We start from the raw sequence: 22,918 nt of genomic DNA, 5'->3' as shown, positions 1-22,918 counted from the left end.
GCGCGCATGCGGCTGATATCCGAGCATTTCGCCGAACTGGCGCCGCCGCTGCTGCAGGGGCTGGGAGTCACGCTCCAGATCATGGCTGGCGCGGTGGTGCTGGCGGTGCCGCTGGCGCTGGCCGCGGGCATTGGACGCCTGTCGTCCTTGCGCCCCTTGCGCTGGGTCGCGGCGGTCTACGTCGAGGTCTTCCGCGGCACCTCGGCCCTGGTGCAGCTTTTCTGGTTCTACTTCGTGCTGCCGCTGTTCGGTGTGCAGCTGCCCGCCATGCTGGTGGGTATCGTGGTGCTGGCCTTGAACGCTGGCGCCTACGGCGCGGAAGTGGTGCGCGGCGCGATCCGCGCGGTGCCTCCGGGCCAGCGCGAAGCCGGTATCGCGCTGAACCTCACGCGCGGCCAGATCATGCGCCGCATCGTGGTGCCTCAAGCCGTGCCGGCCATGCTGCCCCCGGCCGGCAATCTCTTGATCGAGCTGTTGAAGAACACGGCCCTGGTGTCCCTCATTACCATCACGGACCTGACCTTCCGCGGGCAACTGCTGCGCAGCGAGACCCTGCGCACGACCGAGATCTTCAGCCTGATGCTCCTGATGTACTTCGCGGTGGCCTTGGTGATCACTGCCGGTGTGCGTCTGCTGGAACGCAAGGTGCGAGTGCGATGAAGCCGATATTCGATTGGTCCTTCGCCCTGGAGATCCTGCCCACCCTGGGTTCCGCGCTGCTCATCACGATCCAGGCCACGCTGCTGGGCATGCTGGTGGCCATCACGCTGGGCCTGGTGCTGGCCTTGCTGCGGCGGTCGCGGCTGCGCATGGTGTCGTTGCCCACGGCCTTTGTGATCGAGTTCGTGCGCAGCACGCCCTTGCTGGTACAGATGTACTTTCTGTTCTACGTGCTGCCATTGACGGGCGTGCGGATGTCGCCATTGGCGACCGGCATCACCGCACTGGGCCTGCATTACGCAACCTATTGCGCCGAGGTCTACCGCGCCGGCATCGAATCGGTGCCGCGCGGCCAATGGGAGGCCGCGACCGCGCTGAACATGTCGCGCTGGCGCACCGCGGTCGGCGTGGTGTTGCCGCAGGCCATTCCCCCGGTGGTCCCGGCCCTGGGCAACTATCTGGTCGCCATGTTCAAGGACACACCGCTGCTGTCGGCGATTACCGTGGTGGAGCTGCTGCAGCAGAGCAAGATGATCGGCTCTGCCACGTTCCGCTACACCGAGCCCCTGACCCTGGTGGGCGTGCTGTTCCTGGCGCTGAGCCTGGTGGCGGCCTGGGGCGTGCGCGGCCTGGAGGCCCGCCTGCAACGATATGGAGGAAAGCGATGAGCGCCAGCGTAAGCATCAAGAATCTGCGCAAGCAATACGGCGAACTGGAGGTGTTGCGCGGCATAAACCTGGAGATACCGGCGGGCCAGACCGTGGCCGTTATCGGCCCGTCAGGATCGGGCAAGTCAACCTTGCTGCGCGTGCTGATGACACTGGACCAGCCCACCAGCGGCGATATCGAGATCGATGGCGTGCCCATGTGGACGGATCCCCAGGGCCGGCGCGCGGGGGCCAACTCGGAGCACCTGCGCAAGGTGCGCGGCAAGATCGGCATGGTCTTCCAGCATTTCAACCTGTTCCCGCACATGACGGCGCTGGGCAATGCGATGGAAGCGCCGTTGCACGTGTTGGGCATGTCGCGCAGCCAGGCGCGTGAACGTGCCGTCGAATACCTGGAAATGGTCGGTCTGGGCGACAAGCTGGACGTCTATCCTGCCCAGCTCTCGGGCGGACAGAAGCAGCGCGTAGGCATTGCGCGCGCGCTGGCGATGTGTCCCGACATCATGCTGTTCGACGAGGTGACCTCGGCGCTGGACCCGGAGCTGGTGGGCGGCATCCTGCAGATCCTGCGCGACCTGTCGGCCCGGCGCAGCATGACGATGATCATCGTGACCCACCAGATGAAGTTCGCCGAGCGCAGTTCGGACCGGACCCTGTTCTTCGACGAGGGCAATATCGTCGAGGACGCGGAATCCTCGGTGCTGTTCGCCCAGCCCAAGGAGGCGCGCACCCGCCAGTTCCTGGATTCGGTGATCGAAGGGCAGTAGCGCGGCGTTGCGGGCAGCGATTTAACCCCGTTCCGGGCTTCGGTATTCAGGTTGCCGGGCGGGGCGGGGCGCTATGCTTTCGAATCCAACGCCCGGAGACCCCAGCATGTCCCTACTCTTCAGCCCCACGTCCATCGGCAAGCTCGAACTGGCCAACCGGATCGTCATCGCGCCCATGTGCGAGTACTCGGCCGAGGACGGCCTGGCCACCGACTGGCACATGATCCACCTGGGACATCTGGCCTTGTCGGGCGCGGCGCTGTTGTTCGTGGAAGCCACCGCCGTGGAGCCAGAAGGGCGTATCACGCCGGGAGACCTGGGGCTGTGGTCCGACGACACCGAGGCGGCCATCGGCCGGGTCGTGGCCGCAGTGCGCCGCTATTCGCCCATCAAGCTGGGCATACAGCTTGGCCATGCGGGCCGTAAGGCTTCCAGCGAAGCCCCCTGGAATGGCGGGCAACTGATCCCGCCGTCAGCCGGCGGCTGGCAGGGCTGGGCCCCGTCGGCGGTGCCGCACAATCCGTCCGAACCCGCGCCCCATGCGCTGGACGCGGCGGGCCTCGCGCGTATTCGCGATGCCTTCGTTGCCAGCGCCCGGCGTGCCGTGCGGCTGGGGTTCGACGCGATCGAACTGCATGCTGCGCATGGCTATCTGCTGCACCAGTTCCTGTCGCCGCTTTCCAACCGCCGCGACGACGCCTACGGCGGTTCGCTGGAGAACCGCATGCGCTTTCCGCTCGAAGTTTTCCAGGCGTTGCGCGAAGCCACGCCATCGTCCCTGGCGCTGGGTGTGCGCGTGTCGGCGACCGACTGGGTCGAGGGAGGCTGGGACCTGGAACAGACGCTTGTGCTGGCGCAAGCGCTGAAAGAGCGCGGTTGCGAATTCATCGACGTCTCCAGCGGCGGCGTCTCGTCCCAGCAAAAAATTCCCGTGGGGCCGAATTACCCAGTGCCGTTCGCCGACGAGATCAAGCGCAAGGTGGGCATGCCCACCATCACGGTGGGCCTGATCACGGAGGCGCAGCAGGCCGAGGACATCCTGGCAAAGGGCCAGGCCGACCTGGTCGCGCTGGCGCGCGGCATGCTTTACGACCCGCGTTGGCCCTGGCACGCCGCGGCGCAGTTGGGCGGCCAGGTCAGCGCGCCGCGCCAGTACTGGCGTTCGCAACCGCGCGATCAAAAGGCGCTGTTCGGCGAAACCAGCTTCGGCCAGCGCTAGCCCGAACCGCTTCCTACGGCCGGGCGCCGTCGTAGGCGTTTTGCAGCAAGGCGCGCAGGGCGGCGCGCTCCAGCGGACGGGGGTTGGGGTAGGGAGTCTGCAACGCGATGTCGCAGGCGCGGTCGAGGTCTTGTTCGCGCATGCCGATGTCGCGCAATGCGGTGGGTGCTCCCAGCGAATTGGCCAGGTCGAACACGCCGGCCGGCGCAGCCGGCGCGCCCAGCGCCGCCGCGATGCGTTCCATGGCCTGTGGCGTGGCTGCGGCGTTGTAGGCCAGCGCGTGCGGCAACACCACGGTGTGGACTTCGGCATGCGGCAGGTTGAAGCTGCCGCCCAGCGTGTGGCAGAGCTTGTGATGCAGCGCCATGCCCACGCTGCCTAGCACCGCTCCGCACAGCCAGGCGCCGTAAAGCGCATCGCTGCGCGCCTGCAGCAGGCGCGCACCGTCCGCCTCGGCCTGGATGGCAGGCAGCGCTCGCGCCAGCGCTCGTATGCCTTCCTGGGCCATCAGGTCCATGATCGGGTTGCCGTCACGCGCATACAGCCCTTCGGCCGCGTGGGCGATGGCATTGATGCCGCTGGTCACACTCAATGTCACGGGCAGGGACAGGCTCAATTCCGGGTCATAAACCACGCAGCGTGGCAGGACGCGGTCATCTTTGCCGGTTTTCTTCAGCCCTGCCTCGGTGATGCCGTAGATCGGCGTCATCTCGGAGCCCGCATAGGTGGTGGGCACTGCGATCACGGGCAGCCCGGAATCCAGTGCGATGGCCTTGCCCAGCCCGATGGTGGAGCCGCCGCCGACGGCCACCGCGCAATCGGCGCCCAGCTCGCGTGCCACCTGTTGCGCCTGTCGCGCGATCTCGATGGGCACGTGCATGACGGCCTGGTCGAAGATTCCTGCCACGCGCGGCCCGCCCAGCAACGCCGCCACCCGCTCGGCCTGGGCGCGCTGCGGCGGCGTGCAGAGCACCAGCGCGCGCCGCAGTCCCAGCGTATCGAGTTCGGCCGCCAGGCCGCCCAGGCTGCCCGGACCGAAGACCACGCGCTGGGCGCGGCTGGCATAGACGAAGGATTGCATGGTGTTCGAAGTCTGCATGTCGGTCATTGTGCAACGATTCCGCGGCTCTTGATGAGTTGGCCCCAGCGTTCGGATTCGGCGCGCACCAGTTTGTCCATGTCGGCGCGGCCGCCAGCCACGACTTCGAAACCGGACTCTGTGATGCGGCCGGCGACGGCCGGGTCGCGCAGCGCCGCGATGGTGGCGTCGGCCAGCTTGTCCAGCGTCGCTGGCGGTGTTTGCGCGGGCGCCACCATGCCTACCCAGGAATAGATCTCGAAGCCTGGATAGCTTTCGGCGATGGCGGGCACGTCCGGCAGGGCGGCTACGCGTTTGGGCGCCGTCACGGCCAGCGCGCGCAGTTTGCCGCTCTGGATGTGGGGGAGCACCAGCGGCAGGCTGGCGATGATGGATTCCACATGGCCGCCCATCAGGTCCGACACGGCCGGGCCGCCGCCCCGGTAAGGCGTATGGATGCCGCTGGTGCCCGCTGCCTGGTGGAACATTTCGGCCGCAAGGTGATTGGAACTGCCCGCGCCCACGGACGCGTACGATACGCTGCCATTCTTGCCGGCCGCGACGTAGTCGGCCAGCGTCTGATAGGGGCCATTGCCCGTTACCGCCAGCACCATGGGCGAGCGCACCATGTACGACACGCCGGTGAGGTCGCGCGCCGCGTCATAGGGCAGCTTGGGATAGATATGCTGTTCGGTGGCATAGGAATCGAACACCATTTCCACGGTATAGCCGTCGGGTGCGGCCTTGGCCACCAGTGCCGTGCCTATGGTGCCTCCAGCGCCGCCGCGGTTGTCGATCACCACCGTCTGGCCCAGCTTGTCCTGCAGGGCCTGTTGCACCTGGCGCGCCACCCTGTCCACGGTGCCGCCCGCCGCAAAGGGCACCACTACCGTCACCGGCTTGCTGGGGTAGGTGTCCGCCAGTGCGGGCGCGGCGGCCGTCCAGGCGCCTGCGGCCAAGGCGGTGCTGGCCAGCAGGTAGCGGGTCGAACGTAGGGGCGCGGTCAGCGGGGGCATGGAGGTCTCCTGGGGTTGTCGTTGTTATTGCCGGCCGTTTATTTTTGTCCAAATTGCCAAAATACGGCCATGCACGGTATCGTAATTGCCAACTTCCCCAGGAAAGCAGGCGCCGCGCGCCAAACCCTTTTGCGCCATACGCACAAATGAAAACCGTCAAATTTGCCGAAAGCCTGTCCATATTCGTGGACGTCGCCCGGGCGCAGAGTTTTTCCGAGGTGGCTCGCCGCCGCGGCATGGTGGCTTCGTCCGTGGCGCGCCAGATCGGAGCGCTGGAATCCGAACTGAAGGTGCCGCTGTTTGTGCGTTCCACCCGTGCGCTCATGCCTACCGAGGCGGGCGAGGTGCTTTACGAGCGCGCCGTCAAAATTCTGCATGACATGACCGAAGCGCGCTCTGAAGTCATTTCGCTGGAACAGACCGTGCAAGGCCTGCTGCGCGTAAGTTGCCTGCCCGCGTTCGCGCGGCGCTATGTGGTGCCCATGTTGCAGCAACTGGGCGAACGCCATCCGCAACTGCAAGTGGAGCTTGAGCTGACCGAGCGCGTGGTGGATCCGGTGGTGGAACGCATGGACGTGGTGGTGCGCGTGGGGCAGCAGCCCGACAGCAGCTTGATCGGGCAGCGCATCGGCAGCCATCGCTACCTGATCTGCGCGGCCCCGTCCTATCTGGAGCGCCACGGCGTGCCGCGCACCTTGGCGGACCTGTCGCACCATCGCCTCATCGACCGGCGCCATAGCACCAGCGTGCGCGGCTGGCGCGAGCTGGGCAACGGGCAGTGGGCGCAGGACGCCCGGTTCGTGCTGGAGTGCGATGACTGCGATGCGCGCCGGTTCGCGGCGCTTGAAGGGCTGGGCATCGCGCTCATGCCCAACTGGTCAGCGGGCGCGGACATCGGCGCGGGCCGGCTGGTGCAACTGGCTTTGCAGGACGCCAGCCCGCCGCCGGAAAGCGGTATCTATCTGCTGCGCGCCATGCCGCGCGCCAATGCGCGGATCCGCGCCTTCACGGAACAGTTGCGTCGGCAGATCGGCTCGCCATCGGTATGGGATGTGGCCATTCAAGCGGCATCGTGAAAGATGATGCCCAGCGTGTGCCGGTTTCCCTTGTGCAGCCGGCCGACCCCATGCCGCAGATTCGCGCGGTAGTAGCCGCGCGCCGAGCGTACTGGCCGGTGGTTGACGGCCAGCACTACGGCATCTCCTTGCCGCAAGGGCACCACGTCGGCCCGCCCGGGCTGCTTGGGGTTGCTCTCGGCCAGTAGCAGTTCGCCGCCCTCGAAGTCCCGCCCCGGCTCATTCAGCAGGAAGATGGCCTGGAACGGGAAAACATGGGCGCCATATAAATCCTGGTGCAGGCAGCAATAATCGTTCGCCTCGTAGCGCAACAATAGCGGCGTGGGCCGCCGTTGCCCGGCGGCATGGCAGATGTCCCGGAATTCGTCGTGGCTTGCGGGAAAGCGCTCGTGGAGGCGCATGGCGGCATGCCAGCGGTTGGCAATGGGCGCCAGGCGCGGATAAAGGGCTTGCCGCAGGCTTTCGACCGTCGCGGGCAGCGGGTAGCTGAAATACTTGTATTCACCTCGGCCGAACGCGTGGCGCTCCATGACGACGCGGCTGCGAAAGCGCGTCTCGTCGGAATAGCAGCCTGCCAGTTGCGCACACTGGGCGGGCGTCAGCAACGCAGGGAGCACGGCGTAGCCGTCGCGTCCGAGGTCGTCTTCGGCGGTAGCCCAGTCCAGCATGGCGATCCGGCTTTCTGGCTTATCGTGCAACGGGCTTGAGGCAGGCATGGCGTCGGTCGGCATCAGGGCGCATCGTGAAAAGACAGTTCCAGCCCGATGCGCTCGCCTTGGCGCACGCGGCTGAGGGCATGTTTGAGATTGACCCGGTAATAGCCCTTGGATCCCTGGAACGGGCGCTCAGCCGTGGCGATGATGGCAGCGTCGCCGAATTTGAGCGGCACCACCAGCGGACGCGACTGCATGCGTGGGCGTTGTTCCGTCATCACGAATTCGCCGCCCTGAAAGCCGGCGCCGGGTTCGGACAAAAGCGCAACGATCTGCATGGGGAAAACCAGTTCGCCCTCATTGCGCTGGTGCAGGGCTACGTAGTCTTCGACACCGAGGCGGCTGAGGTGGGATTGCGCCTGACCCTGGCCCGCGTTCCGGTTGCGTTCCAGGAATTCGCCCAGCTCGGCGGGATAGTGTGCGCGGATCCCCAGGATCTCGTTCCAGCGATTGGCATGAACGGCCAGCCGGCGATAGAACGCGGCACGCCAGTGCTCCAGCGGCGCCGGCAAGCCAGCATCGAAATAGTACAGATCGCCGCGCCCCAGGCCGCTGGATTCCAGGCTTGCCCGCCTGGCTTGCGGTGCGTCGACCTGCCGCGCCAGGCTGCGAGCAGTATCGGCGCCCAACAGTCCGGGCAATAAGGCATAGCCTTCGGCATCGAGCTGCGATCCGATGGCCGCCCAATCGAAACGGTCCAGGTCAGTATCGAAGGCGGTCATGCCGCTGTCACGCATAGGATCCTCGTCTATCGGAAATCGGTGGGGAAGCGATGGTGCCGTCATTTCGCGTCATGGAATATGAGGCCCACCGTGTGGCGTCGGCCGCTGTGCACGCGGCTTACGCCGTGTCGCATGGCGACTTTGCGTGGGCCGCGCGGCCCTGCGGCAGGGCGTTGATGCACGGTGAACACCACCGCGTCGCCCTGGTTCAGCGCGACGACGTCCGCACGCTGGCCTTTGGCCGCAAGCTCGGTCATGATGAATTCACCGCCGGTGAAATCCTTGCCTGGCTCAGACAACAGGATGGCAACCTGCAGCGGGAACACATGATCGCCATAGAGATCCTGGTGCAGACAGTTGTAGTCGCCCGCGCCGTACTGAAGCATCAGGGGTGTGGCCCGGGTCTGGCCAGCGTGGTGGCAGCGTTGCAGGAAGGCGTCCAGCTCGGCCGGGTATCGCGTGTCTGTCCGCAGCAGCTGATTCCAGCGATTCGCCATCGGCGCAAGCCGGGCATAAAGCGCGTGGCGCAGTCGCTCAAGCAGCGGTGGCAGGGGATAGGTGAAATACTTGTATTCCCCCCGTCCGAATCCATGGCGCGCCATGACGATGCGCGAACGGAAGCGCGTGTCGTCCGGGTAGAGCGCTGCAAGGCCCCGGCATTGCGCTGGCGTCAGCAATCCCGGCAGAACGGCGTTGCCGCGGCCATCCAGCGCATGCTCCACGCTTGCCCAGTCATAGTCGCCGGCTGTCATGATCCTGTTCCTCGCGGGCCGCGGCGCGCATAGCCAGACCTCCTTGTGTTTGCAGGCAAGTCCAGTATAGAAATCCACCGCCATTTTGAAACTCCGTTTGTTGCGCCGGCGTCTCCAAAACAAAAACGCCGCATACGCGGCGTTTTTCATGCGGTAGCGCCGTTACGGCTTACAGACGCGAGTACGCCTGTTCCAGGTCGCGGTGCAGCAGATCGGCGAAATCCTCTCGCGCCGGATCCAGCTGCGACAGCAGGCGGGCCAGCACGACGTTGTCTTCCTCGCCGTTCCAGATCTTGATGTAGGTGCCTTCCTTGTAGCCGTGCTGCTGGCGGAAGATGTTCAGCACGTTCTTGGACACGTACTGCGTGTAGGCGTCGTTCCAGCTCATTTCGCAGGACGTCATGGCCTGTTCCAGCACCTTGAAGCTGGCGCGTCCACATACGGCCAGGCCGCCGATCAGTTCCAGCAGTTCCGGCACGTTCAACTGGTCCAGCGCATGCGTCTTGCCGTCCAGGGTGACAGACGCCGGGCTGGCCAGGTCGGTTACGAGCGCGTCGGCGGCGGCGCCGATGTCGCCGCGGGCCTCGACAATGGTGTGCGACAGGTAGAAATGCAGGATGTCCACCAGTTCCATCTGCACTTGCGGCAGGTCGATGGTCTGCTTCTTCCACCACTTCCAGCCGTAATGTTCCAGCGCCTCGGCGGATTCGACGAAGGCCGCGCGCAGGAAGCGGGCGCCGCCATTGACCCAATCCGGATTGATCATGCTGTTCAAGTGGCCTTGCAGCTTCAGCATCGTGGCCGCCTGGGCCTGGTTCAATCCGACAACGTTATTCACTTTCACTCCGTGTTTCGTGGGGTCTTTCGACAGCGGCGGAAATGTTAGCACCATTGTCCGCAAGCGCTGCCCTGGCCGGCATGCTCAGGCCTCGCCATCCTTGCGGTACGAAGAGTGCTTGAACGGCGGCAGCGGCGCCTTGTTGCGCGGATTGCGCGCGTTGCGCGCAGCCTTGAACAGCATGATGGCAAAGAAGGCCAGGAATACGGCGGGCATCGCCTGGTCCAGGTCGAAACCGGGGCCGCGCAGGGCTTCGAAGATGATGCGCGCGGCGGCCCAACCAGCCAGGATGCCGCCTACGGTCAGGATGACGCCGATCCTGCGCTGGGTGGCGTGGCGGGCGAGCGAGACCGTGCCGGCGTCCTCCTGGCCGGGAGCCGGGGGAGCCTGCCAGGGTGGCTGGGACGGCGTGCCTGCATTGCCCCAAGGCGCGTTGGACAGGGTCTCGGCCCGGGGCGTAGGCACGGGCGGCGCGGGGACAGAGGAGGAGGCCGTCCGGGAGGCCGCGCGCTTGTCCGGGACCCTGCCTGGCGTCGCGCCGCCAGCGCGCGTCAGGTTCTCGATATAGCGCGCGAAGTCGCCATTCCTGGGTTCGCCATCTATGGCCATTGCCCTTCTCCGGTTCAATTGCCGCGGCGTTGGCGCGCCGGAATCCGGCGCTTGCGCAGCATGGCTATCAACAGCCCGCATCCTAGCAGCACCGAGAGCCCTGCGCCGATCATCATGGCAATCTGTTGCGCATTGTCCGCCGTGCCCAGGCTGCGCGCCGTGATGTAGCCGGGCGCCAGCATCAGCGGCATCCAGAGAATGGCGGAGGCGATATTGGCCATCTGGAAGCGGCTGTGCCCCATGCCCATCACGCCGGCGACGGTGGGAATGGTGGAGCGGATGGGGCCCAGGAAGCGGCCGATCAGCACGGAGGCGAAGCCATAGCGGTAGAAGAACAGGCGCGCGCGGGCCACGCCGCTGCGCTGTTGCTTGAGCGGCCAGCGGCGCAGGATGCCCGGGCCGGCCCAGCGGCCCAGCCAGTAGGACAGGGCGTCACCGACGATGGCGCCGGCGATGCCCCAGGCGATGATGCCCCAAGGGTTGAGGGTGCCCGCGCCTATCAGGCCGCCGGTCAGCAGCATCAGGGCCGTGGCCGGGATGAACAGGCCCAGCAGCACCATCGATTCGCCCAGCGTGAGCAGGAAGGTGATCGGCCCAGCCCAAGCCTGGTTGGCCTCGATGAACACCGCGATCTGGTCGACGTATTGGTCCATATATACAAAGTTGAAAATTAGCTGAACGCAATCAGGTATGTTAACGCCTCGCGGAACGAGCCGCGCGCCGTATAGTCCGTCTGGATGAAGCCGGTCAGGCGCGCGAACCTGCGGGACGACACCCCAGGACCCATGTGGGCTTCGTCCGATATGAACTGGCCCTATTTTTTTGGAGAGTTATGGATTCGGTTACGCAGGCCGTGCTGGGCGCCGGCATACAGGGGGCCCTGATGGGCCGCGTGCAGGGCAGACGGGCCCTGATATACGGGGCGGCGTTGGCCACGGTGCCCGACCTGGACGTCCTGATGAGCTATCCGGACCCGGTTTCGCTGATGACGTACCATCGGGGTTTTTCGCACTCGGTCTTTGTGCTGACCGGCCTGGCCGCGTTCCTCGCCTGGCTGATCCGCAAGTATTGGCCGCAAGCGCCGTACAGCGGCCGCAGGCTGTTCCTGACCTTATGGTTGGTGCTGGTGACCCATCCCGTGCTGGACGCTTTCACGGTCTACGGGACGCAACTGTTCTGGCCGCTGGCGCGCATACCTGAAAGCTGGGCGGCCATCTTCATCATCGACCCGGTCTATACCGTGCCGCTATTGGCGGCCGTGCTGTTTGCGATCGGCTTCGGGATGACGCGGACGGCGCGCCGGCTGCTGGCCGCCGCGCTGGTCTTCAGCACGGCCTACCTCGGGTTCGGGCTGGCGGGGCGCATCACGGCCGAGGATCGCGTGCGGGCGGCCATGCAGGGGCAGGGCATCGCGGTCAGCGAACTGCGGGCCGTGCCCATGCCGTTCAATACGCTGGTGTGGCGCGTCATTGCCAAGACGCCTGACGGCGACTATTACGAATCGGTCAGCAGCCTGTTCGATGGCGAGCCTCCGGAATGGCTGCGCCAGCCGCTCAATCTGGATGTGGCGCAGCCGTTGGCAAACGTGCCGCTGCACCAGCGCCTGCGCTGGTTCACGGACGATTGGCTGCGCTACGACGTCATTGGCGATGCCTTGGTCGTGACGGATCTGCGCATGGGCATGGCGGGGCATTACACCTTCCGTTTCAAGATGGCTGAACGCGCCGCAGACGGCAGCTGGCATGCTGTGACGCCTTCCAGCTGGCCGAGCGAGCGCGGCGGATGGGCTGAACTGAAGCTGGTGCTGGCCCGCATCCTGCATGCGCAGCCCCCCTTGCCGCTGGCGCAGTGGTCGGAGCTTTCCACCCGATAGGCGCGGCGGATCTACGCGATGACCGGGGGCGGCGCCAGCGGCGCAGAGGCCTGTTCAAATGCTTCGGCCGCCTGCAGCAATTGCAGGTCGCCGTGGCAGCGGGCAACCAGTTGCAGGCCCACGGGCATACCGTCGTCGCCCAGTCCGCAAGGCATGCTGATGGCGGGGTGGCCCGTAAGATTGAACAGCATGGTCCACGGATACCAATGGGCGCGGATGTCGCCGTACGAACGGCCGTCGATGTCTATCGTGTCGAAGATGTCGGTGCCCAGCGGCAGCGCGGTGCGCGACATGGTCGGCATGGCGAGCAGATCGGCCTCGTCGAACAGCGCCTGCACTTTGCGGTAGAGCGCGGTGCGCGCGAACATGGCTTCCTGGTACTGCTGTGCGCTGAATTCCGCGGCCGAGGCGATCTGCCGCCGAAATGTCGGGCTGTAGGCATCCGGTTCGCGCTCGATCAGGGGCAGGAAGCGGGTGCGCCAGACGGTATGGTTGATGACCCGCCAGATAGGTTCGACATCAAATCCGGCGCCATCGAATGCTTCGACCTCCGCGCCCAGGCTTGCCAGGCGCGCCAGAGCCGCTTCGAACGCGCGGCGCACGTCGGCTGCCACGGGGCGGCCAGGGGGCGCCACGCAGTAGCGTATGCGCTTGCCCCGCAGCGTGTCGACCCCAGCAGGCGCGCCTGCGTAGTCGGCCCTGGGCACGCCCAGGGACCACGGGTCGCAGTCGTGCGGTCCGGCCATGGCCGCCATCATCAACCGTGTGTCCGCGACCGTGCGGGTGGTCGGCGTGACATAGGTCTGGTTGCCGATGGCGTCCTGAGCCTGGCTGTGAGGGATGGCGCCCAGGCTCTGTTTGAACCCCACCACGCCATTGCATGCGGCAGGAATGCGGGTGGAGCCGCCGCCATCCGAGGCCACCGCCAGCGCGGTGATGCCGGCAGCCGTTGCCGCCGCGGCGCCGCCGCTTGAACCGCCGCAGGTGCGGTCCCGGTTCCAGGCGTTGCGGGTCTGGCCGAACAGCGGAGAATCGGTCATGGACTTGGAGCCGAATTCAGGCGTCGTGGTCTTGCCGATCAGGATGGCGCCTTGTTCGCGCAGGCGCGCCACGGCAACGGCGTCTTCGGCCGGCACGTTCGCGCTGAACGGCACGGCGCCGAAAGTGGTCCGCACCCCCGCCGTGTTCACCAGATCCTTTACCGTGTATGGCAGACCGTGCAACAGGCCCGTGGGATCGCCGCGCATCAGGGCTGCCTCGGCAAGCCTGGCTTCGGCCAGGGCCTGCTCGGCGCACAGCGTGATGAAACAGTTCAGGACCGGCTGCAGCCGCTCGGCCCGTTCCAGCGAAGCGCGCACCAGTTCCACCGGGGATACCTTCCGGGCGCGGACCAGATGCGCCGCTTCGACGGCGCTCAGCTCGCAAAGAGAATCGCTCATTCAGTGCACGCCTCGCCTATTCGTCGAAAGCAATGCCGGCGGCTTTCACGATGGGCGCCCAATGCGCGCGTTCCACCCCGATGCGGCGCTTCGCGGCTTGCGCGTCCTGGGGATCGACCAGGAAACCGCCGGCCTGGAGCTTCTGCACTAGCGCCGGCCGCTTGCCCGCCGCCAGAAACGCTTGTTCCAGTTTGGCGATGACGGCATCCGGCGTGGCCGCTGGCGCGTATACGCCATACCAGCTGGCAGCGTGCTGGTACTGCGGAAAGCCCTGTTCAAGCAAGGTCGGCACATCGGGCAGGGTGGGCAAGCGGCGGGTGCCCGCCACGCCCAGGAATTTCACCTTGCCGGCGTTATACAGCGGCAGCATGCTGGCGACGGCGTCCCATCCCATCGACACCTCGCCGCCCGCCACGTCCACCAGCATGGGCGCTGCGCCGCGATAGAGCACGGGCACCACCTCCAGGCCGTTCTGGCTGCCCATTTCCAGGGTTCCAAGCTGCCCGGGGCTGCCTTGGGTCGCCAGGCCCAGGGTTGCCTTGGCGCGCGTTTGCTTGGCCCATTTCACATATTCGGCCATGCCCCCGTAGGGTTGGGCCGCGCCGGTCACCGCGGCGGTGGGCACGTCGGCCACCAGTGCAACCGGCCGCAAATCGTGGTCCGGGTCGTATGCCAGCTTCTTGTAGGTCAGCGGAAAGATCACGAACATCGGCGATGAGCCGAGGTACAGGGTGAGGCCGTCCGCCTTGGCTCGTTTCACCACATCGAAACCCAGCTGTCCGGATGCACCGGGGCGGTTTTCGACGATGACGTTGGCATACCCCGCCGTTTGCAATTGTTCGGCATAGGCGCGGGCCACGGCGTCGGCTGCACCGCCCGCCGCATAGCCCACCACCAGGCGCACGACCTTGTCGCTGGCGGGCTCCTGGGCCGTGGCAGAGGGTGGCAGGCATGCCGTCGTGGCGGCGGCCAGAAAGAAGGCAAGCAGTCGGGTGCGGTCAAGCAAGGCAGTCTCCTGTCGGCGCGGCTTCACTCCCGTGGATCCGATGCCCACGGATCGGTCCGTGGCCACGCGCTATGCCGCTATGATCAGGTCGCCTCGGTTTACCGTATAGTGAATTATTTGCACAAGGTGTTGAGGAAATGCTCAAGCCATCCCTGGAGTCCCTGGCTTCTCGCCTGAAGCTGCGGCATTTGCAGATTGCGCTGGCCCTGCGCGACGCTCCCTCTGCCAAGGAGGTGGCCGCCGCCGCGAATGTGAGCGAGTCCGCGGTTTCGAAAACCTTGGCCGAGCTGGAATCGCAATTGGGCTTCAAGCTGTTCGAACGCACGGGCAACACTAAACGCCCGACGGAGATGGGCCGGCAGGTCCTGCCGATGATGGAGGCCGTCGTGGCGCAGGCGCGCGGCCTGGCCCAGACCGTCATGGACGTGCGCAGCGGCCGCCAGGGCGAGTTGCGGATCGGCGTGGCGACGGACATGGGCAAGCTCACACTTGCGCCACTGATCCACGCTTTCAATCAGGCGCAGCCGGGCGTCGCGCTGGACGTGCAGGCCGGCGGGTACCGCGCGATGGCGGACCTGTTGCTGGACGATGAGCTGGATGCCCTCGTGTGTTACGACGCGGCCGAGTTGATCGCGCCCGGCGTGGGCCGATTAAGGCTGGTGCCGCCGCAGCCGCTGGTGGTCGTCGCCAATGCGCGGCTGTCGCCATTGGCGGCCCGCCGCCGGCTGACGCTCAAGGATCTGCACGGGCAACCATGGTGCAAGCCGCGTCCGGGCACGATGATGCATGACAAGCTGACCGCGCTGTTCCTGGCCTGCGACCTGGGGCTGCCTTCGCGCGGGATCCAGGTGAGCGACCTGCTGTTGACCGATGAATTCGTCCGCACGACGGATTACCTGGTCATGCTGCCGCTGGCTGCGGCGCGACGGCTCACCTTGGCGGCCGAGGCGGTCATCCTGCCGATCGACCTGCATGAGCACAACCCGCCCACGGTGGTCGCGTGGCAGCGCGCCGCTGAACGGCAGCCGCTGCTTCAGCAGTTCCTGCAGTTCTGCGGCGCGCCGCCCGACGGGGCGCCGATGAGCTGAAGGACGCTCTGCGGGCCTTCCATGGCCTGCGGCCCCCGGCGATTCCGGGGGCTTTTTCATGGCTGCGCCATATTGACCGCCAGCTTGACCCTGCATTATTCTTGTTCACTTAATAGGAACAAGAGTTCCGTTTTATGGAACAAATATGAGTATTCTCGATGGCGTCCAGCGGGTGCTGGGGCTGTACGCGGAAGGGGCGTCGGAGCTCAGCTTCACCGAAGTGGCGGCGCGCCTGTCCATGCCCAAGAGCAGCGCTTCGCGCCTGCTCAACCAGATGCAGCACTACGGGCTGCTTGACCAGGACGCCGTCACGCGCCGCTATCGCGCCGGCGCGATGCTGGCCCAGGCCGTGCGCGCCGGCATGGCGGCCACGCCGCTGGACGACGCTTGCCGCGCCGTGCTGGCCCGGCTGTCCGACGACAGCGGGCTCACCGCCTACCTCTCCACGTTGAATCAACGCGAAACCGTGGTGCTGCAGCGCCTGAATGGTTCGCACCCGGTCCAGGTGCTGTCGCCGCCCGGCTCGCGCCGCGCGGCGTCGGGCACGGCCATGGGTCGCGCGTTGCTGTCCCGCCTGAGCGAAGCCGAATTCGAGGCGCTGTACGGCGCCGATCCTGATCAGCCGCTGCAAAGGGAAGGCCGGGACTGTCCCGCGACCGTTGGTGAGCTGGCCAGCCTGGTGGCGCAGACCCGCGCGGACCATTGTGGCGTGGCTATCGACCAGGCCATGCCGGGCATCGGCGCGGTGGCAGCCGCGGTACGCGACCCCGCCACTGGTGAACTGCGCGGCCTGTGCCTGTCGTTCGTTTCCTTCCAGGCCGATGCCGCCCGGGTTGCGCGCTTGCGCGAGTCCGTGCTGCGGCAGGTCGGGGCATTGGGGCGCGAACTGAACGATCCCTATTGGCTTGCCTGAACCCTATCCACAGATGCGTCCGCGCCGCCGGACACCCAGAAAATCCCCTTACGGAAATCCTACACATGAACCTACTGCTTCTCAGCAACTCCAGCAGCGATGCCGGCTATCTGGTCCACGCGCTGCCTGACATCCGCGAACTGATCGCGTCGCTGCCGCAAGGCGCGCCGGCTGTTTTCGTGCCTTATGCAGGCGTGACGCGCGACTGGGACGAATACACCGCGCTGGTGGCATCGGCGCTGGCGGATACCGGCCTGGACATCCAGGGGCTGCACCGCGCGGCGGATCCCGTGGCTGCGCTGGAAGGCGCCGCAGTCATCATCGTGGGCGGCGGCAATACGTTCAACCTGCTGGGCCAGTTGCGTCGCCAAGGCCTGCTTGAGGTCATCGCGCGCCGCGTGCGCGCCGGCGCGGCCTATCTGGGTTGGAGCGCCGGCTCCAACCTGAGCTGCCCCAGTATCTGCACCACCAACGACATGCCCATCACGGACCCGAAGGGTTTCGACGCGTTGGGCCTGCTGTCGTTCCAGATCAATCCGCACTACACCAACGCCCATCCGCCGGGGCATCGCGGCGAAACGCGCGCCCAGCGCCTGGCCGAGTTCTGCACGCTGAATCCGCAGATGCCTGTGCTGGGCCTGCCGGAAGGTTCCGCGCTGCGCGTGCGTGGCAGCCAGATCGATCTGATCGGCCCGCACGACGCGCCCTTGTTCCTCGGGCGTGAAGAGCCGCGCGTGTTCCGCCCCGGATCCGTGGAGATCCAGGCATGAAGCACGTCATCGACACCATTGAACTGCTGTCTTCCGCGCACATCACGGGCGAGGCCGTGGCCGAGCAATTGCGCGCGGCCGGCAACTGCGAGGTCGAGGTGACCCGGCTGGAGCGCGACGGCGCCGCAACCGAGTTCCTTTCCATCGTGATTCCCGGCGCCGATGACACCGCGCCGCAACTCGGCATCGTCGGCCGGCTGGGCGGCATCGGGGCGCGCCCCGCAGTCACCGGCCTGGTGTCCGACAGCGACGGCGCGGTGGTCGCCATCGCCGCGGCATTCAAGCTCATGGCCATGGCCCGCCAGGGCGACGTCATGCCGGGCACGGTACGCATCCGCACGCACATCTGCCCGCGCGCCGGCACGCGTCCGCACCATCCGGTGCCGATGATGCGTTCGCCGTTCCCCATGCGCGAAATGATGTCCCATGAAGTCGACCCGCGCATGGACGCCATCCTGTCGGTGGACACCACACGCGGCAACCGGCTGGTCAACAAGCGCGGCGTGGCGCTGACGCCGGTCGCCCGCCAGGGCTATCTGCTGCGCATCCCGGAAACCATGCTGGATGTGATGGGCTGGGTCAGCGGCGAACTGCCGGTGACCTTGCCGCTGACCACCCAAGACATTACGCCGTACGAAAATGGCTTGTGGCACGTGAATTCGCTGATGCAGCCCACGATCGTCACGGGTGCGCCGGTGGTGGGCGTGGCGCTGACCGCGCAGACCACGGTCCCGGGCTGCGCCACCGGCGTCACCAATGCCGTGGACGCCGATGTCGCCATGCGCTTCTGCATCGAAATCGCCAAGCTCTACGGCCAAGGCGCCATGACGTTCGTGGATGAAGCCGAATGGGCTGCGCTGCAGGGCCGTTATGGGTCGATGGCGCATCTGCAGACCGTGGGCCGCGAAAGCGGGAGCGCGGCATGAGCGCGCCACAGCGCCGCGTGGCGTTCTTCACCATCGGACAGTCGCCGCGCAGCGACGTGGTGCCCGAGATGGCGTCGCTGCTGGGCGCGCAGGTGCGCATTGACGAGTTCGGCGCGCTCGACGGCCTGGACGCCGCCGGCCTGGCCGCGCTGGCGCCGAAGCCGGGCGAGTACCGCTTCGCCACGCGCCTGCGCGACGGCTCGCAGATCGTGCTGGATGCAGCCGCCGCCGAGGCGCGGCTGGCTGATGTCATGCGCCAGGCCGATGCCTCGGGCTACGACGTGCTGGTGCCGCTGTGCACCGGCACCGCGATCGCTCCGATGCGTACGCTGGTGGTTGAACCGCAGCAGGTCGTGGACCATCTGGTCGCAGGCCTGGCCGAGCACTGCCGCAAAGTGGGGCTGGTGGTGCCTCTGGAAGCCCAGGTCGACGCCTTCCACATGGTCGTGCCCTTGTCCTGCGAGACCCTGGTCGTGCACGCCTCGCCCTACGAGGCCGACCCCGAGCAGGCTGCCCGCAATTTTGAGCGGGCCGGCCGTGAACTCGCATCCTGCGACCTGATCGTCATGCATTGCATGGGCTATGCCGAGCGCATGCGCCTTGCGGTGGCGCAAGCCTCGGGCCGCCCGGTGCTGCTGTCCAACCGCATGGTCGCGCAGACGCTGGCGCAAATATTGGAATAACGCCGCGGGAACCGTCCCGCAACCTTGCCGCGCACCCGGGTGGGCGGCGGGGCTGGGGCGGACGAGCGGCGAGAGGAGACGAAGCAGGCTTCGTCAATCAATCGTTGGGAGTGTTTTTCATGTTCAGCCGTACTCTGTATCGCGCCGCAGGCGCACTGTTCGCCGTCACCGCCATGACGGCCGCGCCGGCGTTTGCCGCCGACGCCTGGAAACCCGCCAAGCCGGTGCGCCTGCTGGTGGGCTTCGCCCCCGGGGGTTCCGCCGACACCCTGGCGCGTCTTTTGGCCGAGCCGCTGTCGCAGCGCCTGGGCCAGCCCGTCGTGGTCGAAAACCTGGCCGGCGCGGGCGGCAACATCATGGCCTATCGCCTGGCGCAGTCGCCTGCGGACGGCTACACCATTGGCATCGCCGCCGCCGGTTCGATGGCCATCACGCATGTCCTGAACCCCAAGGGCACGAACTACAAGCCGGCCGATTTCACGCCTATCACGCTGGCCGCCGTGCAGCCCAACGTGGTCATCGTGAACAAGGACGTGCCGGCCAACAACCTGGCCGAGCTGAAGGAATACTTCCAGAAGACGCCGACCGCTACCTATGGCACCGCTGGCGTGGGCATTTCCAACCACCTGATCGCCGAGACCATGTTGTACAAGCTGGGCGTGAAGGTGCCGCACGCCGCATACCGCGGCGCCGCGCCCGTCATCACCGATCTGCTGGGTGGCCACATCGCCATGACGATGGACAACATCTCCACCGCGGCGCCGCTGGCCTCGCAGGGCAAGGTGAAGGCGATCGCGGTGGCATCGCTCAAGCGCGCGCCGCAACTGCCCAACGTGCCCACGCTGGACGAGCAGGGCCTGAAGGGGTTCGACATGCCGACCTGGCAAGGCGTTTTCGCGCCCGCCGGTCTGCCTGCCGACGTGCTTGCCGCCTACTACGCGGCCATGCAGGACGTGCTGAAGCAGCCGGCTCTGGTCGAGAAGATGGCGGGTCTGGGTTCCGAGCCGGTCACGGGCATGACGCCTGAGCAATTCGGCCAGTTCCTGGAGAAGGACCGCCAGCAGTGGGCGGACATCGTCAAGGCAGCCAACATCAGCCTGGAGCAGTAAGCCAGGCCGACAAACCCTCCGCTACTCCGGAGGGTTTTTTTATTGCGCGGCCGGTCGCGCTTGACTCTGAAGCGGCTTCAGGCTTTTTTATAGAGCCTTTATCCGACAAGGACAGCAATGAGCGATAGCCATCAGCACGGCGACGTGCGCGCGTTGCCTGAATCCCGCCTCTGGATCGCGCTTGCCCTGACGGGCACGTTCATGCTGGTGGAAGTGGCGGGCGGGATGATCACCGGCAGCCTGGCATTGATTTCCGACGCGATGCACATGCTGACCGACGCCATGGCGCTGTTGCTGGCGCTGGTGGCGATACGCGCGGGCCGCAAGGCGGCCGACCTGATGCGTACCTACGGCTACGCCCGCTTCGAGATCCTGGCGGCGGCGGTCAACGCGCTGGTGTTGCTGGGCGTCGCGTTCTACATCCTGTACGAGGCCTACCAGCGGATATCGGCGCCGCAGGACATCCAGTCGCTGGGCATGCTGGCCGTGGCCGCGGTCGGTCTGGTCGTCAACCTGATCGCCATGCGCCTGCTGGCCAGCGCCAAGGACGAAAGCCTGAACGTGAAGGGCGCATACCTTGAGGTATGGGCCGACATGCTGGGCTCGATCGGCGTCATCGTGGGCGCCGCGCTCATCTGGTTCACGGGCTGGCGCTGGGTGGATTCCGCGCTGGCGGTGGGCATAGGGTTCATGGTGTTTCCGCGCACCTGGGTGCTGCTGCGCGAATGCGTGAACATTCTGCTCGAAGGCGTCCCGCCGGGCATGAGCCTGCAGGCAGTGCGCGATGCCATCGCCAGCACCGCCGGTGTAGCCTCCATCCACGACATTCATCTGTGGGCGGTGACACAAAGCAATCCGATGCTGACGGGCCACGTCGTTCTGGCGGCCGGAGCAGACGCAGAGCAGGTGCGCCGCGACATCGAAACCCGGCTGCAAGCGGATTTCGACCTGCACCATACGACGCTGCAAATGGAGCGCGATGACCGTTCCTCGCAGGAACACATCCACTAGGCACGGCCCGCCCGCGAACAAAGAAAAACCCCCGTCCGCGGACAGGGGTTCATCGGTATCAAGGCCTGGATACCAGGCCCGTTTTTAACCGGGCAATCGGGCTGCGATTTCGGCGATCAGGCGGCGCGCCGCGTCAAGCTTGTCGGCCGCGGGCAGGGGGTGCGTGCCGTGCTCGTCGAACAAGACCAGCTCGGTCGTGTCCGCGTCCATGACTTTATGGGCCAGGTTCCCCACCAGCAACGGGATGCCCTTGCGCATGCGCTTGGCTTCGGCATGCTCGGCCAGCTTTTCGGTTTCAGCGGCGAAGCCCACGCACCAGGGGCCATTGGGCAGCTTGGCCACTTCGGCCAGGATGTCCGGATTGGGTTCGAATTCCATCAAGGGGGCGCCGCCGCCCTCGCTGGTTTTTTTCAGCTTCTGGGTGCTGACGTTCTTGACGCGCCAGTCCGCCACTGCGGCCACGGCGATGAAAATGTCCGCGTCGGCCGCGCTGGCCATTACGGCGTCGTGCATCTGGCGAGCGGTGGTGACGGACAGCGCGGTGACGCCGCGCGGCACCGGCAGGAAGGTCGCGCCTGAAATCAGGGTGACGCGGGCGCCGGCTTCGCGCGCGGCGCGTGCCAAGGCATAGCCGGTCTTGCCGGACGACCGGTTGCTCAACACGCGCACCGGGTCCACGGGTTCGGAGGTGGGGCCGGCGGTCAGCAGGACGTGACGGCCAGCCAGCAGCTTGGGCTGGAAGAAGGCAATCAGGTCGGCCAGCAGTTCATGCGCTTCCAGCATGCGGCCGTCGCCCGTTTCGCCGCAAGCCTGTTCGCCGGCGGCGGGGCCCAGCACGCTGATGCCATCGGCGCGCAATTGCTCGACATTGCGCTGCGTGGCCGGATTGGCCCACATCTCACGATTCATGGCGGGCGCGACCAGCAGGGGACAGGCGCGCGCCAGGCATAGCGTGGACAGCAGGTCGTCCGCCATGCCATGCGCCACCTTGGCCATGAAGTCTGCGCTGGCGGGCGCGATCAACACCGCGTCCGCGCCGCGCGTCAGATCGATGTGCGCCATGTTGTTGGGCACGCGGGCGTCCCATGCGTCCACGAACACGGGGCGGCCCGACAGGGCCTGCATGGTGACTGGGGTAATGAAGTGCGTGGCCGCCTCGGTCATCACCACATCGACTGTGGCGCCTTGTTCGGTCATGCGCCGCACCAACTCGGCGATTTTGTAGCAGGCGATGCCGCCGGTCAGGCCGAGGACGATGCGTTTGCGGGCGAGATCGAGCATGAGGGAGGCGGCGGGTTCAGCGCCGTGAAAACGAGGAACGGACAGTGATTTTATTCTGCATTGCGGCATTGCGCTGTTCGCGATGCGTTCAGGGGGCATCAAACAGAACAAAAACCGGGGAAAGCGGCGGGGGGAGGCCGGGGCGGGCGCCCCGGCAAGCCATGGTCAGGCCTTGGCCTTGCGGCCGCGCAGAAGCTCGTCCAGCACCAGCAGCACGGCGCCGCAGGTGATGCCTACGTCCGCCAGGTTGAAGGCGGGAAAGTAGGAGTCGTTCCAATAGAACAGCAGAAAGTCCACCACGTGGCCATAGACCACGCGGTCGATGACGTTGCCGATGGCGCCGCCCAGGATCAGGGTCAGCGCCAGGCTGAAGCGGGGCTGGCCATGGGTGCGACGCAGGATGATGGTGATGACCACCGCCGCCACGCAGCCCAGGCCGGTGAACAGCCAGCGCTGCCAGCCTTCCTCGGACGCCAGGAAACTGAATGCGGCGCCGCGGTTGTACATCAACGTGAAGTCGAAGACCGGCAGCACATTGACGCGTTCGCCGTACTGGAACGAGGTGTTGAAGTAGATCTTGGTCAACTGGTCCAGCACGATGATGGCAAGCGCCAGCGCCAGCCAGCCGCCCACGCGCGCCGGCGCGGGGCGGGCAGGCGCCGCAGCGCCGGCCACTTCCGGTTCGGAGGCGCGAGCCATGC

The 22,918-nt window shown here is 66.5% G+C and carries 25 protein-coding genes; 13 read left to right on the top strand and 12 right to left on the bottom strand.

Annotated features, from left to right (window positions below; translation table 11 throughout):
* Positions 1-6 precede the first annotated feature (6 nt).
* The 4 genes from ehuC to CEY08_RS18995 all read left to right on the top strand — a co-directional run bounded on the left by ehuC (position 7) and on the right by CEY08_RS18995 (position 3,314).
* On the top strand, positions 7-660 hold the full coding sequence (ehuC, locus tag CEY08_RS19010) for an ectoine/hydroxyectoine ABC transporter permease subunit EhuC (RefSeq protein ID WP_042794177.1): 654 nt from the start codon (positions 7-9) through the stop codon (positions 658-660).
* On the top strand, positions 657-1,328 hold the full coding sequence (gene ehuD, locus CEY08_RS19005) for an ectoine/hydroxyectoine ABC transporter permease subunit EhuD (RefSeq protein WP_042794176.1): 672 nt from the start codon (positions 657-659) through the stop codon (positions 1,326-1,328). Before ehuC ends, ehuD begins: the two co-directional genes overlap by 4 nt.
* Entirely contained in the window at positions 1,325-2,095 is a 771-nt protein-coding gene (ehuA, locus tag CEY08_RS19000) for an ectoine/hydroxyectoine ABC transporter ATP-binding protein EhuA (protein WP_042794174.1), read from the top strand. The genes ehuD and ehuA overlap by 4 nt, the downstream gene beginning before the upstream one ends.
* Positions 2,096-2,201: 106 nt before the next feature.
* Entirely contained in the window at positions 2,202-3,314 is a 1,113-nt protein-coding gene (locus CEY08_RS18995) for an NADH:flavin oxidoreductase/NADH oxidase (RefSeq protein ID WP_076814376.1), read from the top strand.
* A 13-nt stretch (positions 3,315-3,327) separates the two neighbouring features.
* Here CEY08_RS18995 and CEY08_RS18990 read toward each other — a convergent pair whose 3' ends face one another.
* A complete protein-coding gene (locus CEY08_RS18990) occupies positions 3,328-4,422 on the bottom strand; it encodes a maleylacetate reductase (RefSeq protein WP_223306498.1) in 1,095 nt (364 codons plus the stop codon).
* Entirely contained in the window at positions 4,419-5,408 is a 990-nt protein-coding gene (locus CEY08_RS18985; RefSeq protein WP_088607752.1) for a tripartite tricarboxylate transporter substrate binding protein, read from the bottom strand. Before CEY08_RS18985 ends, CEY08_RS18990 begins: the two co-directional genes overlap by 4 nt.
* 146 nt (positions 5,409-5,554) lie before the next feature.
* Here CEY08_RS18985 and CEY08_RS18980 point away from each other — a divergent pair, with 146 nt between their 5' ends.
* The gene (locus tag CEY08_RS18980; RefSeq protein ID WP_042794172.1) at positions 5,555-6,484 is read left to right on the top strand and encodes a LysR family transcriptional regulator; all 930 of its coding nucleotides are present in this window, start codon (positions 5,555-5,557) and stop codon (positions 6,482-6,484) included.
* On the opposite strand, the gene CEY08_RS18975 is transcribed toward CEY08_RS18980, so the two are convergent.
* The 6 genes from CEY08_RS18975 to CEY08_RS18950 form a co-directional block, all read right to left on the bottom strand.
* Complete coding sequence (locus CEY08_RS18975) at positions 6,469-7,200, bottom strand: 2OG-Fe(II) oxygenase (protein WP_232033834.1); 732 nt, start codon at positions 7,198-7,200, stop codon at positions 6,469-6,471. The two genes, CEY08_RS18980 and CEY08_RS18975, sit on opposite strands and share 16 nt — an antisense overlap.
* A gap of 14 nt (positions 7,201-7,214) precedes the next feature.
* Positions 7,215-7,934, bottom strand: coding sequence for a 2OG-Fe(II) oxygenase (locus CEY08_RS18970; RefSeq protein ID WP_232033836.1), 720 nt, complete (start codon positions 7,932-7,934; stop codon positions 7,215-7,217).
* A 44-nt stretch (positions 7,935-7,978) separates the two neighbouring features.
* Positions 7,979-8,671, bottom strand: a complete 693-nt coding sequence (locus CEY08_RS18965) for a 2OG-Fe(II) oxygenase (RefSeq protein ID WP_076814370.1) — start codon at positions 8,669-8,671, stop codon at positions 7,979-7,981.
* A 169-nt stretch (positions 8,672-8,840) separates the two neighbouring features.
* The gene (locus CEY08_RS18960) at positions 8,841-9,491 is read right to left on the bottom strand and encodes a dUTPase (RefSeq protein ID WP_076814368.1); all 651 of its coding nucleotides are present in this window, start codon (positions 9,489-9,491) and stop codon (positions 8,841-8,843) included.
* 102 nt (positions 9,492-9,593) lie between these two features.
* Complete coding sequence (locus CEY08_RS18955; RefSeq protein WP_076814366.1) at positions 9,594-10,118, bottom strand: hypothetical protein; 525 nt, start codon at positions 10,116-10,118, stop codon at positions 9,594-9,596.
* Between the two features lie 14 nt (positions 10,119-10,132).
* Positions 10,133-10,771, bottom strand: a complete 639-nt coding sequence (locus tag CEY08_RS18950; protein ID WP_042794166.1) for a DedA family protein — start codon at positions 10,769-10,771, stop codon at positions 10,133-10,135.
* A gap of 179 nt (positions 10,772-10,950) precedes the next feature.
* On the opposite strand from CEY08_RS18950, the gene CEY08_RS18945 reads away from it, so the two are divergent.
* On the top strand, positions 10,951-11,991 hold the full coding sequence (locus tag CEY08_RS18945; protein ID WP_076814363.1) for a metal-dependent hydrolase: 1,041 nt from the start codon (positions 10,951-10,953) through the stop codon (positions 11,989-11,991).
* A gap of 11 nt (positions 11,992-12,002) precedes the next feature.
* On the opposite strand, the gene CEY08_RS18940 is transcribed toward CEY08_RS18945, so the two are convergent.
* Entirely contained in the window at positions 12,003-13,430 is a 1,428-nt protein-coding gene (locus tag CEY08_RS18940; protein WP_076814361.1) for an amidase, read from the bottom strand.
* Between the two features lie 16 nt (positions 13,431-13,446).
* On the bottom strand, positions 13,447-14,436 hold the full coding sequence (locus CEY08_RS18935; RefSeq protein WP_076814359.1) for a Bug family tripartite tricarboxylate transporter substrate binding protein: 990 nt from the start codon (positions 14,434-14,436) through the stop codon (positions 13,447-13,449).
* A 137-nt stretch (positions 14,437-14,573) separates the two neighbouring features.
* Between CEY08_RS18935 and CEY08_RS18930 the strand changes: the two genes are divergently transcribed.
* From CEY08_RS18930 to CEY08_RS18900, 7 genes are all read left to right on the top strand, one after another.
* Positions 14,574-15,524 (top strand): LysR family transcriptional regulator, encoded by a 951-nt coding sequence (locus tag CEY08_RS18930; protein WP_076814357.1) that lies wholly within the window; start codon positions 14,574-14,576, stop codon positions 15,522-15,524.
* A 145-nt stretch (positions 15,525-15,669) separates the two neighbouring features.
* Positions 15,670-16,437, top strand: coding sequence for an IclR family transcriptional regulator (locus CEY08_RS18925; RefSeq protein WP_042794164.1), 768 nt, complete (start codon positions 15,670-15,672; stop codon positions 16,435-16,437).
* A gap of 65 nt (positions 16,438-16,502) precedes the next feature.
* Positions 16,503-17,207 carry a dipeptidase PepE gene (gene pepE, locus CEY08_RS18920; RefSeq protein WP_042794163.1) on the top strand — a complete coding sequence of 235 codons (705 nt, stop codon included), beginning with the start codon at positions 16,503-16,505 and terminating at the stop codon, positions 17,205-17,207.
* Complete coding sequence (locus CEY08_RS18915; protein WP_042794162.1) at positions 17,204-18,133, top strand: DUF1177 domain-containing protein; 930 nt, start codon at positions 17,204-17,206, stop codon at positions 18,131-18,133. Before pepE ends, CEY08_RS18915 begins: the two co-directional genes overlap by 4 nt.
* On the top strand, positions 18,130-18,816 hold the full coding sequence (locus CEY08_RS18910; protein WP_076814355.1) for an AroM family protein: 687 nt from the start codon (positions 18,130-18,132) through the stop codon (positions 18,814-18,816). The genes CEY08_RS18915 and CEY08_RS18910 overlap by 4 nt, the downstream gene beginning before the upstream one ends.
* Positions 18,817-18,935: 119 nt before the next feature.
* The gene (locus CEY08_RS18905; RefSeq protein WP_076817780.1) at positions 18,936-19,925 is read left to right on the top strand and encodes a Bug family tripartite tricarboxylate transporter substrate binding protein; all 990 of its coding nucleotides are present in this window, start codon (positions 18,936-18,938) and stop codon (positions 19,923-19,925) included.
* A 117-nt stretch (positions 19,926-20,042) separates the two neighbouring features.
* Positions 20,043-20,936 (top strand): cation diffusion facilitator family transporter, encoded by an 894-nt coding sequence (locus CEY08_RS18900; protein ID WP_076814353.1) that lies wholly within the window; start codon positions 20,043-20,045, stop codon positions 20,934-20,936.
* An 84-nt stretch (positions 20,937-21,020) separates the two neighbouring features.
* Here the strand turns inward: CEY08_RS18900 and coaBC are convergent, their stop codons facing one another.
* Both coaBC and lspA read right to left on the bottom strand, forming a co-directional pair.
* On the bottom strand, positions 21,021-22,217 hold the full coding sequence (coaBC, locus tag CEY08_RS18895) for a bifunctional phosphopantothenoylcysteine decarboxylase/phosphopantothenate--cysteine ligase CoaBC (RefSeq protein WP_076814351.1): 1,197 nt from the start codon (positions 22,215-22,217) through the stop codon (positions 21,021-21,023).
* Positions 22,218-22,382: 165 nt separating this feature from the next.
* Positions 22,383-22,916 (bottom strand): signal peptidase II, encoded by a 534-nt coding sequence (gene lspA / locus CEY08_RS18890; protein ID WP_063642400.1) that lies wholly within the window; start codon positions 22,914-22,916, stop codon positions 22,383-22,385.
* Between the last annotated feature and the right edge of the window lie 2 nt (positions 22,917-22,918).

Source organism: Achromobacter insolitus (assembly GCF_002209555.1).
GTDB classification, from domain to species: Bacteria; Pseudomonadota; Gammaproteobacteria; order Burkholderiales; family Burkholderiaceae_B; genus Achromobacter; species Achromobacter insolitus.
This window is presented reverse-complemented; position numbering and strand designations above follow the sequence as displayed.

Bases quoted from the DNA above. Each gene is read 5' to 3' on its own strand.
- coaBC (WP_076814351.1), bottom strand. From the start codon at position 22,217: ATGCTCGATCTCGCCCGCAAACGCATCGTCCTCGGCCTGACCGGCGGC.
- CEY08_RS18990 (WP_223306498.1), bottom strand. From the start codon at position 4,422: ATGACCGACATGCAGACTTCGAACACCATGCAATCCTTCGTCTATGCC.
- CEY08_RS18970 (WP_232033836.1), bottom strand. From the start codon at position 7,934: ATGCGTGACAGCGGCATGACCGCCTTCGATACTGACCTGGACCGTTTC.
- pepE (WP_042794163.1), top strand. From the start codon at position 16,503: ATGAACCTACTGCTTCTCAGCAACTCCAGCAGCGATGCCGGCTATCTG.
- CEY08_RS18985 (WP_088607752.1), bottom strand. From the start codon at position 5,408: ATGCCCCCGCTGACCGCGCCCCTACGTTCGACCCGCTACCTGCTGGCC.
- ehuA (WP_042794174.1), top strand. From the start codon at position 1,325: ATGAGCGCCAGCGTAAGCATCAAGAATCTGCGCAAGCAATACGGCGAA.
- CEY08_RS18950 (WP_042794166.1), bottom strand. From the start codon at position 10,771: ATGGACCAATACGTCGACCAGATCGCGGTGTTCATCGAGGCCAACCAG.
- CEY08_RS18945 (WP_076814363.1), top strand. From the start codon at position 10,951: ATGGATTCGGTTACGCAGGCCGTGCTGGGCGCCGGCATACAGGGGGCC.
- CEY08_RS18955 (WP_076814366.1), bottom strand. From the start codon at position 10,118: ATGGCCATAGATGGCGAACCCAGGAATGGCGACTTCGCGCGCTATATC.
- ehuC (WP_042794177.1), top strand. From the start codon at position 7: ATGCGGCTGATATCCGAGCATTTCGCCGAACTGGCGCCGCCGCTGCTG.
- CEY08_RS18915 (WP_042794162.1), top strand. From the start codon at position 17,204: ATGAAGCACGTCATCGACACCATTGAACTGCTGTCTTCCGCGCACATC.
- CEY08_RS18940 (WP_076814361.1), bottom strand. From the start codon at position 13,430: ATGAGCGATTCTCTTTGCGAGCTGAGCGCCGTCGAAGCGGCGCATCTG.
- CEY08_RS18910 (WP_076814355.1), top strand. From the start codon at position 18,130: ATGAGCGCGCCACAGCGCCGCGTGGCGTTCTTCACCATCGGACAGTCG.
- ehuD (WP_042794176.1), top strand. From the start codon at position 657: ATGAAGCCGATATTCGATTGGTCCTTCGCCCTGGAGATCCTGCCCACC.
- lspA (WP_063642400.1), bottom strand. From the start codon at position 22,916: ATGGCTCGCGCCTCCGAACCGGAAGTGGCCGGCGCTGCGGCGCCTGCC.
- CEY08_RS18925 (WP_042794164.1), top strand. From the start codon at position 15,670: ATGAGTATTCTCGATGGCGTCCAGCGGGTGCTGGGGCTGTACGCGGAA.
- CEY08_RS18965 (WP_076814370.1), bottom strand. From the start codon at position 8,671: ATGACAGCCGGCGACTATGACTGGGCAAGCGTGGAGCATGCGCTGGAT.
- CEY08_RS18980 (WP_042794172.1), top strand. From the start codon at position 5,555: ATGAAAACCGTCAAATTTGCCGAAAGCCTGTCCATATTCGTGGACGTC.
- CEY08_RS18930 (WP_076814357.1), top strand. From the start codon at position 14,574: ATGCTCAAGCCATCCCTGGAGTCCCTGGCTTCTCGCCTGAAGCTGCGG.
- CEY08_RS18900 (WP_076814353.1), top strand. From the start codon at position 20,043: ATGAGCGATAGCCATCAGCACGGCGACGTGCGCGCGTTGCCTGAATCC.
- CEY08_RS18995 (WP_076814376.1), top strand. From the start codon at position 2,202: ATGTCCCTACTCTTCAGCCCCACGTCCATCGGCAAGCTCGAACTGGCC.
- CEY08_RS18905 (WP_076817780.1), top strand. From the start codon at position 18,936: ATGTTCAGCCGTACTCTGTATCGCGCCGCAGGCGCACTGTTCGCCGTC.
- CEY08_RS18975 (WP_232033834.1), bottom strand. From the start codon at position 7,200: ATGCCTGCCTCAAGCCCGTTGCACGATAAGCCAGAAAGCCGGATCGCC.